This is a genomic window from Neisseria leonii, from assembly GCF_028776105.2.
Classification (GTDB): domain Bacteria; phylum Pseudomonadota; class Gammaproteobacteria; order Burkholderiales; family Neisseriaceae; genus Neisseria; species Neisseria leonii.
This window is the reverse complement of sequence record NZ_CP145606.1, coordinates 405,133-420,407: the sequence shown is the minus strand read 5'-3', so window position 1 is coordinate 420,407 and position 15,275 is coordinate 405,133. Positions and strand designations below refer to the sequence as shown.

Here is a 15,275-nt window from a genome sequence, read left to right as displayed (position 1 = left end):
GTAATCGGCAGACTGTAACTCTATCCGCATCAAATACCGAAATACCGTCCATATTATTGTAATCAAGGATATTACAGTATCTGAAATACGGACAATATTCTCCCTCGCACCGCTGCCGTCTGCCTCTTCAACACAGCCTGTATCTGTACCGCCTGCCGGTTGCCGGTGTCCGACAGAAAAAACGGCACAACAGAAAAAAAGCCGTCTGAAAACGGCATCATGCGTTTTCGGACGGCCTGACCAATGAAGCGTTTTACACTTTTACCGTATCGGCAACTTCACTGTATTTGGCGATTTCGTTAAAGTTCATGTAGCGGTAAATCTGATCGCCCTGTTCGTTGATGATACCGATATTGGCCCGGTATTCCTCAACTGTCGGGATTTTGCCCAACTTGGAGCAAATCGCAGCCAGTTCCGCCGAACCCAAGAACACATTGGTGTTTTTACCCAAACGGTTGGGGAAGTTGCGGGTGGAGGTGGACATCACGGTGGCACCTTCGCGTACTTGCGCCTGATTGCCCATACACAGCGAGCAGCCGGGCATTTCCATACGCGCACCGGCACGGCCGAGTACGCCGTAGTGGCCTTCGTCGGACAATTGGTTTGCATCCATTTTGGTCGGCGGTGCCACCCACAGGCGTACCGGAATATCGCTCTTGCCTTCCAGCAGTTTGGAAGCGGCACGGAAATGGCCGATATTGGTCATGCACGAACCGATAAAGACTTCGTCGATTGCCGTACCGGATTTTTCGGACATAAAACACACATCATCGGGATCGTTCGGGCAAGCGATAATCGGCTCTTTGATGTCGTCCATATTGATTTCGATGACAGCCGCATATTCGGCATCGGCATCGGCTTCCAAAAGCTGCGGATCGGCCAGCCAAGCCTCCATGGCCTTGATGCGGCGTTCCAAGGTGCGCGCATCTTGATAGCCGTCGGCAATCATGTTTTTCATCAACACGATATTGGACTTCATGTATTCGATAATCGGCTCTTGATTGAGCTTCACGGTACAGCCGGCGGCCGAACGCTCGGCAGAAGCGTCGCTCAGCTCAAACGCCTGTTCCACTTTCAAATCGGGCAGGCCTTCGATTTCCAGAATGCGGCCGGAGAAAATGTTTTTCTTGCCGGCTTTGGCCACAGTCAGCAGACCCTGCTTGATGGCATACAGCGGAATCGCATTGACCAAATCGCGCAGCGTAACCCCCGGCTGCAATTTGCCGGAGAAGCGCACCAATACGCTTTCGGGCATATCCAGCGGCATCACGCCGGTGGCGGCGGCAAAGGCCACCAGCCCGGAACCTGCGGGGAAAGAAATGCCCAGAGGGAAGCGGGTGTGCGAGTCGCCGCCGGTACCGACGGTATCGGGCAGCAACAGACGGTTGAGCCATGAGTGAATCACGCCGTCGCCCGGACGCAGCGAAACGCCGCCGCGCGTGGAAATAAATTCAGGCAGCTCTTTGTGGGTTTTCACGTCCACCGGTTTCGGATAAGCGGCGGTGTGGCAGAACGACTGCATCACTAGGTCGGCAGAGAAGCCCAAGCAGGCCAAGTCTTTCAACTCGTCACGGGTCATCGGGCCGGTGGTGTCTTGCGAGCCGACAGTAGTCATGCGCGGTTCGCAGTAAGTGCCGGGACGGACACCTTGGCCTTCGGGCAGGCCGCAGGCACGGCCGACCATTTTCTGCGCCAGCGAGAAACCGGCATTACTTTCGGCTGGCGGCTGAGGCAGGCGGAATTTGTCGGAAGCGGGCAAGCCCAGTGCTTCGCGCGCTTTGGCTGTCAGACCGCGGCCGATAATCAGATTGATGCGCCCGCCGGCCTGCACTTCGTCCAGCAGCACCTGCGACTTCAATTCAAATTCGGCAACCGTCTCGCCATTTTTCACGATTTTGCCTTCATACGGCAGAATATCGACCACATCGCCCATTTTCAGTTGCGATACATCGACTTCGATCGGCAGTGCGCCCGAATCTTCCTGGGTATTGAAGAAAATCGGAGCGATTTTTCCGCCCAGACACACACCGCCGAAACGTTTGTTCGGCACAAAAGGAATGTCTCTGCCGGTGTGCCAGATGACTGAGTTGGTGGCCGATTTGCGTGAAGAACCGGTGCCGACTACGTCGCCGACATAAGCTACCGGATGGCCTTTGGCTTTCAGTTCTTCCAAGAGTTTGATGGGGCCGACTTCGCCAGGCTTATCGGGGGAAATACCGTCGCGCGGGTTTTTCAGCATCGCCAGCGCGTGCAGCGGAATGTCGGGACGGCTCCACGCATCGGGGGCGGGAGACAGATCGTCGGTATTGGTTTCGCCGTCTACCTTGAAGACGGTTACGGTAATTTTTTCGGGAACGGCTTCGCGGGAGGTAAACCATTCGGCATCCGCCCAAGACTGCAATACGGCTTTGGCATGTGCATTGCCCTGCTCGGCTTTTTCCTGCACATCGTGGAAAGCATCGAACATCAAGAGCGTGTGTTTCAGGCCTTCGGCCGCAATCGGCGCCAGCTTGTCGTTATCCAGCAGCTCAATCAGCGGGTGGATATTGTAACCGCCGAGCATGGTACCCAGCAGTTCGGCAGCATATTCGGGCGACACCAGCGGGCTTTCGGCACTGCCCTCGGCAACGGCGGCCAAGAACGAGGCTTTGACTTTGGACGCATCGTCTACGCCGGGCGGAATGCGGTTGGCCAATAAGTCGACCAAAAACGCCTCTTCGCCTGCGGGCGGGTTTTTCAACAGCTCAATCAGGGATTCGGTCTGCTTGGCATCCAGCGGCAGGGCGGGAATACCCAATGCTTCGCGCTCTGCTGCGGCTTTGCGGTAGGCTTCTAACATCTCTTGTTCCTTTTTGCTTTTTCTTCTGAATGAAACCGCCCCGTGTTTACGGCGGCACCCGCCATATCATAAACCAATTCTTCACGTATTGAAACCGATTTGACACAGATGCCGAAAGGCCGTCTGAAAAACACAACGGGCGTTTTTCAGACGGCCTTGACACGGATAAACCAAGTACGGACTAGCGGCGGCTCTGCGCGTAAATCCCCCGCATTTCGGGCAGCAGCCTGCGCATGGCTTCGATGCGCGCGTTGTTGTTCGGGTGGGTGGAAACAATCGCGTTGAGCGCATTGTTGTTGTCATTGATGCGGTTCATTTTTTCCCACACGGTCAGGGCCGCTTCGGGGTTGTAACCGCCCTGTGCCATCAGGCGCATACCGCCCGCATCGGCCTCGTATTCCTGACTGCGCGAGAACGGTTTGTTGATACCGTACTCGCTCAACAGGCCCGCACCGAGATTCAGCGTGTCCGAACTCACGCCGGTTTTCGCTTGAAGTACCGCCCCGCCCAACTGCACGGCCAGTCCCGTGAGGATTTTCTGTCCGGCCTCCTGTTTGCCGTGTTCGTTCAGGGCGTGGGTCATTTCATGCCCGACCACGGCGGCGATTTCGTCATCGGTCAGATTCAGTTTTTCCGCCAAGCCGGTATAAAACGCCATTTTTCCGCCGGGCATCGCCCATGCGTTCAATTCTTCGGAACGGATCACCGTCATTTCCCACGCAAACGGCACGCCGGTGGTATTGGCACGCTCGGCGTACGGTTTCAGGCGCATGAAAACGGTTTGAATGCGTTTGGCGGTGCGCGACGTGCTGTCCACCACCCGCTGCTGCCGTGCCTGACCGATGACCTGCCGGTAGCTCTTGGCCGCTTCCTGATTGAGTGCGGCACTGTTGTAGCCCGCCATTTCGGCCACGCCGGTGCAGCCGCCCAACGTCATCACAGCGGCCAGAGCCGCCGCAAGCAAACGTTTTTTCATGATTTTTCTCCTGATGGATGAAACAGAAATTATCCGGTGTCCAGCGTACAGAATTTTCGCCGCCTCGGCAAACTTTCCGGCCGCTCCACACCGTTCTCAGATTCAGACGGCCTCTCCGCCCCGGCACGATGCGGCCAACTCCGCCAAGGCTTCGCGCAAGGCATCCAAACCCCATGATTCGGTTACCGAAATATTCACCGCCGCCGGCCATCCCGCCGCATCGCGCAGCATACCGGGACGGCGCGCGGCAGCAGCGGGCAAATCGATTTTGTTGTACACCGTCAATTGCGGCAGGCTGCCCGCGCCGATTTCGGCCAACACATGATTGACATCATCGATTTGGCGTTCGTAATCGGGATTCGACGCATCGACGATATGCAGCAGCACATCGGCCAGCGCGGTTTCTTCCAATGTGGCCGAAAAGGCGGCCACCAAGCCGTGCGGCAAATCGCGTACAAAACCGACGGTATCGGTCAGCACCACCGAGCAGTCTTCCGACAGGTACAGCCGCCGCGCCGTGGTGTCCAAAGTGGCGAACAGCTGGTCTTTGGCCAACACGCCGGCTTTGGTCAAACGGTTGAACAGGCTGGATTTTCCCGTATTCGTATACCCCACCAGCGCAAAGGTCGGCAGCCGCCCCGCCATACGCGCCTTGCGCCGCGTTTCACGTTGCTTTTCCACATTTTTCAGCTGTTTTTTCAAAGCGTTGATTTTGACCTGAATCAGGCGGCGGTCGGTTTCCAATTGGGTTTCGCCCGGCCCTTTGAGGCCGATGCCGCCTTTCTGGCTCTGCAAATGGCCGTAGCCGCGTATCAGGCGGCTGCTCAAATGCGTCAGCTGCGCCAGCTCCACCTGCAATTTACCCTCCTGGCTTTGCGCACGCAGGGCGAAAATCGCCAGAATCAGGCCGACACGATCCAACACGCGGCATTGTAAAACCCGTTCGAGATTGCGCTCCTGTGTGGGCGTCAATTCGTGGTTGAACACCACCAGATCGATTTCGTGCAGGCGCACGGCTTCGGCCAACTCGTCTGCCTTGCCCGTCCCCACCATCAGCGCGGCATGGGCGCGGTCGCGTTTTGCCGTTTCGGTATGCACCCACTGCGCACCCGTGGCCGCCACCAATTCGCCCGCCTCGGCCAGTGCGGCCTGAAACGCACGTTCGCGCTGCTCGTTGCTGCCGGAAAAATCGGCCGCCAACATCACGCCCACCAGCATCACCCGCTCCGGCGCGAACACTGTGTCCGGGCGCAACACCTTTCTGTTTGAAAAATCCGCCAAATCCGCTACTCCGCTTCTTCACTGCCCGCCATGCCGTTTCAGACAACGGACGGCCGTCTGAATCTGCTTTTAATATACAAATAATATACAAAAGACGTTTTTCAGACGGCCTTCATGACAAAAACCTTCACTTTCGCCATCATACCGCAAATTTGCTACAATCCCCGCCATTCTTTTATAGGAGCGCAGCATTTATGGATACCGCCATCAACCGGCTGCAAGCCGTGATTTTCGATTTGGACGGCACTTTGTGCGATTCGGTAGCCGATCTGGCCGCTTCGGCCAACGCCATGCGCGCCGCGCTGAATCTGGCACCGCTGCCGCAGGACACCATCGAAAGCTATGTCGGCGACGGCGTCGGCGTGCTGGTACACCGCAGCCTGACCGCCGATTACTGCGGCCGGGCCGAACCCGCCTTATGGGAACAGGGGTTTGTCTCTTTCGTGCGCCATTATGCCGAACACATCGCCGATGCCACCCGTCTCTACCCCGAAACCGAAGCCGGTTTGCAGTTATTGAAATCGCTGGGCATTCCGCTGGCTGTCGTCACCAACAAAAACGAAGTGTTGGCCGTCAAACTGCTCAAAGCCTTGGGGCTGGCCGATTATTTCACCATCGTTCTGGGCGGCGACAGCCTGCCGGAAAAGAAACCGTCGCCCGCACCGCTGCTGCACGTTGCCGAAATTTTAGGGATTGCGCCGCAAGAGATGATGATGGTGGGCGATTCGGCAAACGACATTCTGGCTGCCAAAGCCGCCGGCTGCCTGAGCGTGGGTGTTACTTTCGGCTACGGCGATATGGCGGAACTGTCGCAAAACCCCGCCACCAAGCCCGACTGGCTGATCGGTGCGCTGCCCGAAATTTATGAAAATCTGAAACCGCAAAAAGATACGGAAACCGACTGACCGACCAACATGGTACAGGCCGTTTTCAGACGGCCCGAAACCCGATGAAACCGACCAAATCCCTGCGCAGCCGCGCCCTCGAAATCCTGTCGCGCCAAGAAATCAGCCGTGCCGAGCTGAAAAAAAAACTGGCGCGCCATGCCGAAAGCGAGGAAGAAATCGAAGCCGTCATCAACGAATTTGCCGACCGCAACTGGCAGTCCGACGAACGCTTTGCCGAAGCCTATATCCACAGCAAAAGCCGCCGCCACGGCCGTCTGCGCCTGCAACAGGCTCTGGCCGCCAAAGGCGTGGGCGCGGACATCGTCGCGCCGCTGCTGCCCGGCCGCAATGAAGAACTGGCCGCCGCCGTCGGCGTTTTGGAAAAAAAATTCGCCGCACCGGCGGACAATCCGGCGAACAAACTCAAACAGATGCGCTTTCTCGCCTACCGAGGTTTCGATGCCGACACCGTCCGCCGCGCCCTGAAAACGGCCTGGCAGGAAGACGAAACGGAAAACGGCTGAACCGTACACCATACACGGTTTATCCATGATGCGGGCGGCGTACTTTCAAACGGCCTATACCGGCCCAGGCCGTCTGAAAATATATTATCTGCGCACTGTTCCCGAGTGATTCTTCACCGCTTAAAGCAGCCGTATGCCGTCTCAGGCCGTCTGAGACCGAGGTTCAGACGGCCTTTCTCAGCACAGCCTCCCGAAAAAAAAAACACTGCCCGGCCGCAGACGTTTTATTAACAATGCAATAAACTCTTTATTTCCCATATTTCCGCATCTTGATGTTTCAACAATAAAAATTCATTACCATCTGCACAAATCAATCCCCCACCGCCGTCGGGCTATCCAATCTTCTGATTTGTCCCATCAAAATAATTTATTTTACGCCGCCGCCCATTCTTGTTTACATTCGCTTACACCAAGAAAAACAGGAGAATTTTATGGCAGCAGCTTCCGCAGGCCTGCGTTTCCGCGAGGCCGTCCGAACCGAAAACCCGCTGGCCGTCGTCGGGTGCATCAATGCCTATTTCGCCCGTCTGGCCGAGCACAGCGGTTTCAAAGCCGTTTACCTTTCCGGCGGCGGCGTGGCGGCCGCTTCGTGCGGCATTCCCGACTTGGGCATCACCAATATGGAAGATGTGCTGACTGATGCCCGCCGCATTACCGACAATGTGGATACGCCGCTGCTGGTGGACATCGATGTCGGCTGGGGTGGCGCATTCAATATCGCGCGCACCGTGCGCCATTTCGAACGTGCGGGCGTGGCCGCCGTCCATATCGAAGACCAGGTCGCGCAGAAACGCTGCGGCCACCGCCCCAACAAAGCCATTGTTTCCCAAAGCGAAATGACCGACCGCATCAAAGCAGCCGTCGATGCACGGGTCGATGAAAACTTCGTCATCATGGCGCGTACCGACGCGCTGGCCGTCGAGGGCCTGAATGCCGCCATCGAACGTGCGCAAGCCTGTGTGGAAGCCGGTGCCGACATGATTTTTCCCGAAGCGATGACCGAGCTGTCTATGTACCGGCAATTTGCCGATGCGGTAAACGTGCCGGTATTGGCCAACATCACCGAATTCGGCGCAACCCCGCTCTATACGCAGCAGGAATTGGCCGAAAACGGCGTGAAAATCGTACTCTACCCGCTCTCGTCGTTCCGCGCCGCCAGCAAAGCCGCGCTCAATGTGTATGAAACCATTATGCGCGACGGCACGCAGGCCGCCGCCCTCGACACCATGCAGACCCGCGCCGAACTCTACGAACACCTGAACTACCACACATTCGAGCAGAAATTAGACAAACTGTTCGGCCAATAAACAGAAATCCCTTTCAGACGGCCTGCCGGCAAACAGGCCGTCTGAAAACCGGACACCCGACAAACCCAAACAAAGGAGAACACCATGACTGCCGAAACCCCGACTTTCAAACCCAAAAAATCCGTCGCCCTCTCGGGCGTACCGGCCGGCAACACCGCACTGTGCACCGTAGGCCGCAGCGGCAATGATTTGTCCTACCGCGGCTACGACATTCTGGATTTGGCCGCCCACTGCGAATTTGAAGAAGTGGCACACCTGCTGATCCACGGCCACCTGCCCAATACATTCGAACTGGCGGCCTACAAAGCCAAACTCAAATCCCTGCGCGGCCTGCCGATACGCGTGATTCAAGTGCTGGAAAGCCTGCCCGCCCACACGCACCCGATGGACGTACTGCGCACCGGCGTTTCCATGCTCGGCTGCGTCCACCCCGAACGCGAAAGCCAGCCTGCTTCCGAGGCACGCGACATCGCCGACAAGCTGATTGCCAGCCTGGGCAGCATGCTGCTGTATTGGTACCAATACTCGCACAACGGCAAACGCATCGAAGTCGAAAGCGAAGAAGACAGCATCGGCGGCCATTTCCTGCACCTGCTGCACGGCAGACGGCCTTCCGAAAGCCATATCAAGGCCATGCACATTTCGCTGATTCTGTACGCCGAACACGAATTTAACGCCTCCACGTTTACCGGCCGCGTCATCGCCGGTACCGGCTCGGACATTTACTCCGCCATCTGCGGTTCCATCGGCGCGCTGAAAGGCCCCAAACACGGCGGTGCCAACGAAGTGGCCTACGACATTCAGAAACGCTACCGCAACGCCGACGAAGCCGAAGCGGACATCCGCGAACGCATCGGCCGCAAAGAAATCGTCATCGGTTTCGGCCACCCGGTTTACACCGTTTCCGACCCGCGCAACGTCGTCATTAAAGAAGTGGCGCGCAAGCTGAGCAGCGAAACGGGCGATATGCGCCTGTTCGACATTGCCGAGCGGCTGGAAACCCTGATGTGGAACGAGAAAAAAATGTTCCCCAATCTCGACTGGTTCTCTGCCGTTTCCTATCAGAAAATGGCCGTTCCCACCGCCATGTTTACCCCCCTGTTCGTCATCGCGCGTACCGCCGGCTGGTCGGCACACGTTTTGGAACAGCGCAGCGACGGCAAAATTATCCGCCCGAGCGCCAACTACACCGGCCCCGACGATTTGGCATTTGTGCCGATGGATCAGCGGTAAGCCTGCGTTTTCAGACGGCCTATCCTTCGGCCGTCTGAACAGACCGTAAGCCGGTATGCCGTACCGGTATTGCCGCTACTGTCAGGCCGTCTGAAAATCGGAATGGCAGTAGCGGCATCATCTGTCCCGACACACAAAGGAATGGCGATGAATCTGTTGCCCTACATTGCTTTGAGCATCTTGGGCGGATTGATTATTCCGTTGCAGCTGGCGATGGTAAACGCATTTCGTCAAGCTACCCATGCCAGCCAGTTGCAGGCGACTTTTTATCTGTATTTAGGCGGTGCGATTGCCTCGCTGGTGCTGTCGTTGGCATTTAGCGGCAGCATCAAGCCGCCACAGGTGCAACATGCCCAGTGGTGGATGTGGCTGACGGGATTTTTGGGCAGTTTTTATATTCTGTTCATGTTTATCGCCGCTCCGAAAATCGGTGCTGCCAATACTTTGCTGTGGGTGTTTTTGGGGCAAATGCTGTTTGCTACGCTGCTTTCGGTAACAGGCTGGTTTGGGCTGCCTGTACAAAGGGTGGATTGGCTAAAACTGTGCGGTTTGGGGCTGGTGTTTGCTGGCGGTTTGCTGATGATTTATGCCGAAAGCCGTTAATTTAGAACTTGGGCGGCCGTCAGGCCGTCTGAAAAAACGCAGGCCGGATAACCATATCCGCACGGCCGCCCAATCCGTACCGGCTGCCGGTCAGGCTGCCTGACATCTGCTATGACTCAAACACCTGACGGCAAGACCGAACCATGATGTTGACTGCAAACCGCCATACCGCCCTATCTGCCTTGTTCGTACTGATTTGGTCGTCAGGCTTTATTGTCGGGCGGCTGATTGTCGGCACGGTATCGCCGAATATTTTCTTGGGCATCCGTTTTGCCTTGTCTGCCGTGATGTTCGGCGTGTTGGCTTCGGTGCTGCGGCAAACCTATCCGCCCGTGCGTGCATGGGGGCGGCATTTTATGGTCGGACTGCTGAGCAACGGGCTGTATTTGGGCGGCAGCTACTGGGCAATCGGCGAGGGGCTGCCTGCGGCATTGATGGCATTACTCGGCGGTTTGCAGCCTTTGCTGACGCTGGTTATCGGCGTGCTGCTGTTGGGGGAACGCACCGATGGCAGGGCATTGGCGGGGATTATTGTCGGCTTGGGCGGATTGTATTTGGCAGTATCGCCGTCGCTGGGCTTGACCGGCGTGTCATTTGGCGTGCTGGCGGTGGCATTTTTGTCGGTGTTGGGGATTACCGCCGGTTTGCTGCTGCAAAAACACTGGCTGGGCAAGGCGGATTTGCTGCCGTCTTTGGCACTGCAAAATGCCGCAGGTGCCGCCACGGCAGTCATACTGGCTCGGCTGCTCGGTGAAAACTTGCTGATTGTTAATTTTACTTTTACCTTGGGTGTGTTTTGGGCGGTATGCATTCTGTCGGGACTGGGGCTGTATCTGTTTATCCGCCTGATGCAGGGCAGCGGTTCGGTACAGACGGCGGCATTGGTGCTGCTTGCCCCGCCTTTGGCAGCGGTACAGGCGTGGCTGCTGTTCGGCGAGACGCTGACCATAGTGCAGATGGCAGGCTTTGTGCTGGCTCTGGTGGGGGTGTGGTGGTGCAGGCGCGGCTGACTATGGTTAAAATGGCCGTTTTCAGACGGCCTGAATACGCAGCCGGCCGCTGCCGCTTACCCTATCAACAAAAACAGGAAGCAAGCGCATGAAACAGCTCTATCTTTTCTATCTGGGCGGCCACGCCGGACGCGCGAATATCGAAGTACACGATGTGCAGTTTGCCGCCTGCCGCGACTGGCGCGAAGCCGTCCCCGCCCTCAAAGCGGCCTGGTTCGGCGATGCCGGCAAAATCCACATCGACGGTTGGCAGGTCGTGAACTGGGCTGACGGCCACGATGTGCGGCTTGACCGCACTGCTCCCGAAAACAACGGGCAGAAGCTGTATTTTGTCAATGTCGGCGGCTACCGCAAAGACTGTCTGGCCGAACAGCACGCATTCGGCCTGTTCGTCGCCCCGTCGCCCGAAACGGCCAAACAAAAAGCCCTCGCCGTGCTGCTGCCCGGGCACGGTTCGGCACACAAAGACAATCTGAAAGACATCGACAACGTCTTGCTGCTGGACAATATCGGCGGAGCATTCGTCCATTTGACCCCCAACCCTGACGGCTCGCCCGCCCCCATCGGCTTTCAGGGCTATCTGCCGATTTGACGATTCCCGGCTTGACTGTTTGCAGGAGGATTTATGCCGCTGATTTCCGCCGACAACACGCTGATGCTCCGGGCGTTTCTGATGACTGCGGCCGCTGCCGCCATTGTGGTCGAACAAAAACGGCGCGGTGCGGCCAAACTGCCGGGCGCGGTCACGGCTCTGCTGCAATAAAGCATTTTCAGACGGCCTGCCGCCGGTTGGGGCCGTCTGAAAACACCGTCATGCCAACCGGCGCCCGAGAAGAAAAACGAACGCAAAGGACAACCCATGAATACCGATACCCTCTACCGCAAACCTCTGCCCGGCACCGGTCTGGACTACTACGACGCACGCACCGCCTGCGAAGACATCCAACCCGGCGCATACGATACCCTGCCCTATACCGCACGGATACTGGCCGAGCAACTGGTGCGCCGCGCCGATCCCGCCCGCCTTGCCGACTATCTGACCCAACTTATCGAAGGGCGGCAGGACTTGGATTTTCCGTGGTATCCCGCCCGCGTGGTCTGCCACGACATTCTGGGGCAGACGGCTCTGGTGGATTTGGCCGGCCTGCGCGATGCCATTGCCGAAAAAGGCGGCGACCCCGAAAAAATCAATCCCGTGGTGCCGACCCAACTGATTGTCGATCACTCGCTGGCGGTGGAGCACGGCGGGGACGACCCCGATGCTTTCGCCAAAAACCGCGCCATCGAAGACCGCCGCAACGACGACCGCTTCCATTTCATCAATTGGAGCAAAACCGCATTTGAAAACGTTGATGTCATTCCGGCGGGCAACGGCATCATGCACCAAATCAATCTGGAAAAAATGTCGCCGGTGGTACAGGTACAGAACGGCGCGGCTTTTCCCGACACCTGTGTCGGCACGGACAGCCACACGCCGCACACCGACGCGCTGGGCGTGATTTCCGTCGGCGTGGGCGGGCTGGAAGCCGAATGCGTGATGCTCGGCCACCCCTCGATGATGCGTACACCCGATATGGTCGGCGTGGAACTGACCGGCCGGCGCCGCCCGGGCATCACCGCCACCGATATTGTGCTGGCACTGACCGAATTTCTGCGCAAAGAACGCGTGGTCGGTGCATTCGTGGAATTTTTCGGCGAAGGCGCGGACAATCTGACGGTGGGCGACCGTGCCACCATTTCCAACATGACCCCCGAATTCGGCGCAACGGCCGCCATGTTCGCCATCGACCGCCAAACCATCGACTACCTGAAACTGACCGGCCGCGACGAAGAACAGGTCAGACTGGTCGAAACCTATGCCAAAACCGCCGGTCTGTGGGCAGACAGCCTGAAAAACGCCGTTTATCCGCGCGTGCTGACTTTCGATTTGTCCGCCGTCACGCGCAATATGGCCGGCCCCAGCAACCCGCACGCCCGTTTTGCCACCGCCGATCTGGCCGCCAAAGGCATCGCCGCGCCCTACGAAACCCGTTCAGACGGCCTGATGCCCGACGGTGCCGTCATCATTGCGGCGATTACCAGCTGCACCAACACATCCAATCCGCGCAATGTCGTGGCCGCCGCCCTCTTGGCGCGCAATGCCAACCGGCTGGGACTGACACGCAAACCGTGGGTCAAATCCTCGTTCGCCCCTGGTTCCAAAGTCGCAGAAATCTATCTGAAAGAAGCAGGGCTGCTGTCCGAAATGGAACAGATCGGCTTCGGCATCGTCGCCTTCGCCTGCACCACCTGCAACGGCATGAGCGGCGCACTCGACCCGGAAATCCAGCAGGAAATTATCGACCGCGACCTGTATGCCACCGCCGTCCTGTCGGGCAACCGCAATTTCGACGGCCGCATCCACCCCTATGCCAAACAGGCTTTTCTGGCCTCGCCGCCGCTGGTGGTGGCCTACGCGATTGCAGGCAGTATCCGCTTCGACATTGAAAACGGCGTACTGGGCATTTCAGACGGCCGCGAAATCCGCCTGAAAGACATCTGGCCGAGCGATGAAGAAATCGATGCCGTGGTGGCCGAATATGTGAAACCGCAGCAGTTCCGCGATGTGTACATCCCCATGTTCGACACCGGCCGCAGCGGCAAAACTGCCACCCCGCTGTATGACTGGCGGCCGATGTCCACCTATATCCGCCGTCCGCCGTATTGGGAAGGCGCACTGGCAGCCGAACGCACGCTGACCGGCCTGCGTCCGCTGGCGATTCTGCCCGACAACATCACCACCGACCACCTCTCCCCGTCCAATGCCATTCTGCCCGCCAGCGCGGCAGGCGAATACCTGGCCAAAATGGGCTTGCCGGAAGAAGACTTCAACTCCTACGCCACCCACCGGGGCGACCATCTGACCGCGCAACGCGCCACCCTAGCCAACCCCAAACTGTTCAACGAAATGGTGAAAAATGCAGACGGCAGCACCCGTCAGGGTTCACTGGCACGTGTCGAACCGGAAGGCACCGTGATGCGGATGTGGGAAGCCATCGAAACCTATATGAACCGCAAACAGCCGCTGATTATCATCGCCGGTGCCGACTACGGGCAGGGTTCCAGCCGCGACTGGGCGGCCAAAGGCGTCAGACTGGCAGGCGTGGAAGCCATTGTCGCCGAAGGCTTCGAGCGTATCCACCGCACCAACCTGATCGGCATGGGCGTACTGCCGCTGCAATTCAAAACCGGCACCAACCGCCACACCCTGCAACTGGACGGCACGGAAACCTACGATGTCGCCGGCCGCCGCACCCCGCGCGGCGACCTGACCCTGATTGTCCGCCGACGCAACGGCGAAACCGTCGAAGTCCCCGTCACCTGCCGCCTGGATACGGCGGAAGAAGTCCTGATCTACGAAGCAGGCGGCGTACTGCAACGCTTCGCACAAGACTTCCTCGCCAATCAAGCCGCCTGACGCATCTCTCAGACGGCCCCGCCGTCCGAATCCGTGTACCGGTTTGTCCATAAAAGGCCGTCTGAAAACACCAACCCGTTTTCAGACGGCCTATCATCATAAAACCTTTGCCGAACTTGGTAGGTCGGATTCTAGAATCCGACACTTCCACCATAAACTGACCCACCCATGCCATCACAACCGCTAAAAATAATAAGTCGGATTCAAGAATCCGACCTACGTCTGTAACCCATTCCGCCGATGCGGAAATAATCCAAGCCGTCTGAAAACACTCCCCCTTTTTCAGACGGCTGGAAATAATAACGGCCTTACCAAACAGTAGGTCGGATTCTCGAATCCGACATTTCCACCATAAACCAAGCCCATGCCATCACAACCGCCAAAAATGATGTCGGATACCCGTATCCGACCTACGTTTCTGCCACCCATTCCGCCAATACGGAAATCAATAAAACCGTCTGAAAACGCTCTTGCCCTTTTCAGACGGCCTGCAATGAACGGCCTAACGGAAACAGGCCTCATACAGCGGCTGCAATGCACGGACTTGCGCTGCCAGCCATGCCGTACAATCCGTTTTACCGATTTCCGCACGCTCGATATGGCGGCCGATACAGAAAAAATCATCTCCGTCCAAGGCCAAACCTGCCGCACGCTGTTCGGCCGCTGACGGATAATCGGCATACTCCCCATCGCTGTCGCGCCACATCGGCCAATCATCAAACGCCCCGCCCGCCAAAGCCTGCGTCCATTGACGGTATTGCGCCAAAGACGATACCGACTGCGCCGCGCGGTGGCTGTGCCAATCCAGATGCACACTCAAACGGCGGCGGTTGAGCAGCAGCGCAATCATCACGGCCGAATCACGGTAACACTCGTATTTAAAATACGCAAAAAAATGCGCCCGCACCTGCCAGCCGTTACACCAACGCTCGATATGCGGCGGTGCAAACCCCGCCCCCAAATCCGCCGCCACCGCTTCCACCGTCTGCCGCCACACCAGCCAAGCCGCACGGTGTGCCGCCTTAATATCATCAATCCGCTCGGGACAAGAACGCTTCATTTGTGCAAACTGGAAAAACGGCAACTCGAATATTCCGCAATGTTCAGACCGCAACATAGTTTACCCCCATCAAAAAACCATGGTAAACCAATCCGCCA

13 protein-coding genes are annotated in these 15,275 nt (G+C 57.7%); 9 read left to right on the top strand and 4 right to left on the bottom strand.

From position 1 onward, the window contains the following. Window positions 1-253: 253 nt before the first annotated feature. The 3 genes from acnB to hflX all read right to left on the bottom strand — a co-directional run bounded on the left by acnB (window position 254) and on the right by hflX (window position 5,033). Window positions 254-2,839 (bottom strand): bifunctional aconitate hydratase 2/2-methylisocitrate dehydratase, encoded by a 2,586-nt coding sequence (acnB, locus tag ORY85_RS02060; protein ID WP_274572340.1) that lies wholly within the window; start codon window positions 2,837-2,839, stop codon window positions 254-256. A gap of 181 nt (window positions 2,840-3,020) precedes the next feature. Continuing rightward, window positions 3,021-3,815, bottom strand: a complete 795-nt coding sequence (locus ORY85_RS02055; RefSeq protein ID WP_274572341.1) for a M48 family metallopeptidase — start codon at window positions 3,813-3,815, stop codon at window positions 3,021-3,023. Window positions 3,816-3,917: 102 nt separating this feature from the next. Beyond that, window positions 3,918-5,033, bottom strand: a complete 1,116-nt coding sequence (hflX, locus tag ORY85_RS02050; RefSeq protein ID WP_274572387.1) for a GTPase HflX — start codon at window positions 5,031-5,033, stop codon at window positions 3,918-3,920. Window positions 5,034-5,290: 257 nt separating this feature from the next. Here hflX and ORY85_RS02045 point away from each other — a divergent pair, with 257 nt between their 5' ends. The 9 genes from ORY85_RS02045 to acnD all read left to right on the top strand — a co-directional run bounded on the left by ORY85_RS02045 (window position 5,291) and on the right by acnD (window position 14,117). Next, on the top strand, window positions 5,291-6,001 hold the full coding sequence (locus ORY85_RS02045; RefSeq protein ID WP_274572342.1) for a phosphoglycolate phosphatase: 711 nt from the start codon (window positions 5,291-5,293) through the stop codon (window positions 5,999-6,001). A gap of 44 nt (window positions 6,002-6,045) precedes the next feature. Continuing rightward, a complete protein-coding gene (recX, locus tag ORY85_RS02040) occupies window positions 6,046-6,507 on the top strand; it encodes a recombination regulator RecX (RefSeq protein WP_274572343.1) in 462 nt (153 codons plus the stop codon). A gap of 431 nt (window positions 6,508-6,938) precedes the next feature. Continuing rightward, entirely contained in the window at window positions 6,939-7,814 is an 876-nt protein-coding gene (gene prpB / locus ORY85_RS02035) for a methylisocitrate lyase (RefSeq protein ID WP_274572344.1), read from the top strand. An 84-nt stretch (window positions 7,815-7,898) separates the two neighbouring features. Beyond that, window positions 7,899-9,047, top strand: a complete 1,149-nt coding sequence (gene prpC / locus ORY85_RS02030) for a 2-methylcitrate synthase (protein ID WP_274572345.1) — start codon at window positions 7,899-7,901, stop codon at window positions 9,045-9,047. A gap of 147 nt (window positions 9,048-9,194) precedes the next feature. Continuing rightward, window positions 9,195-9,650, top strand: a complete 456-nt coding sequence (locus tag ORY85_RS02025; RefSeq protein WP_274572346.1) for a DMT family transporter — start codon at window positions 9,195-9,197, stop codon at window positions 9,648-9,650. Window positions 9,651-9,793: 143 nt separating this feature from the next. Then, complete coding sequence (locus tag ORY85_RS02020; protein ID WP_274572347.1) at window positions 9,794-10,660, top strand: DMT family transporter; 867 nt, start codon at window positions 9,794-9,796, stop codon at window positions 10,658-10,660. Window positions 10,661-10,748: 88 nt separating this feature from the next. Beyond that, the gene (locus tag ORY85_RS02015) at window positions 10,749-11,252 is read left to right on the top strand and encodes a DUF1543 domain-containing protein (protein WP_274572348.1); all 504 of its coding nucleotides are present in this window, start codon (window positions 10,749-10,751) and stop codon (window positions 11,250-11,252) included. A gap of 33 nt (window positions 11,253-11,285) precedes the next feature. Then, window positions 11,286-11,423: a hypothetical protein gene (locus ORY85_RS02010; RefSeq protein ID WP_274572349.1), complete on the top strand. Its 138-nt coding sequence runs from the start codon at window positions 11,286-11,288 to the stop codon at window positions 11,421-11,423. Between the two features lie 96 nt (window positions 11,424-11,519). Next, window positions 11,520-14,117 (top strand): Fe/S-dependent 2-methylisocitrate dehydratase AcnD, encoded by a 2,598-nt coding sequence (gene acnD / locus ORY85_RS02005; RefSeq protein ID WP_274572350.1) that lies wholly within the window; start codon window positions 11,520-11,522, stop codon window positions 14,115-14,117. A 502-nt stretch (window positions 14,118-14,619) separates the two neighbouring features. On the opposite strand, the gene ORY85_RS02000 is transcribed toward acnD, so the two are convergent. Further along, on the bottom strand, window positions 14,620-15,234 hold the full coding sequence (locus ORY85_RS02000; RefSeq protein ID WP_274572351.1) for an HI_0552 family protein: 615 nt from the start codon (window positions 15,232-15,234) through the stop codon (window positions 14,620-14,622). Between the last annotated feature and the right edge of the window lie 41 nt (window positions 15,235-15,275).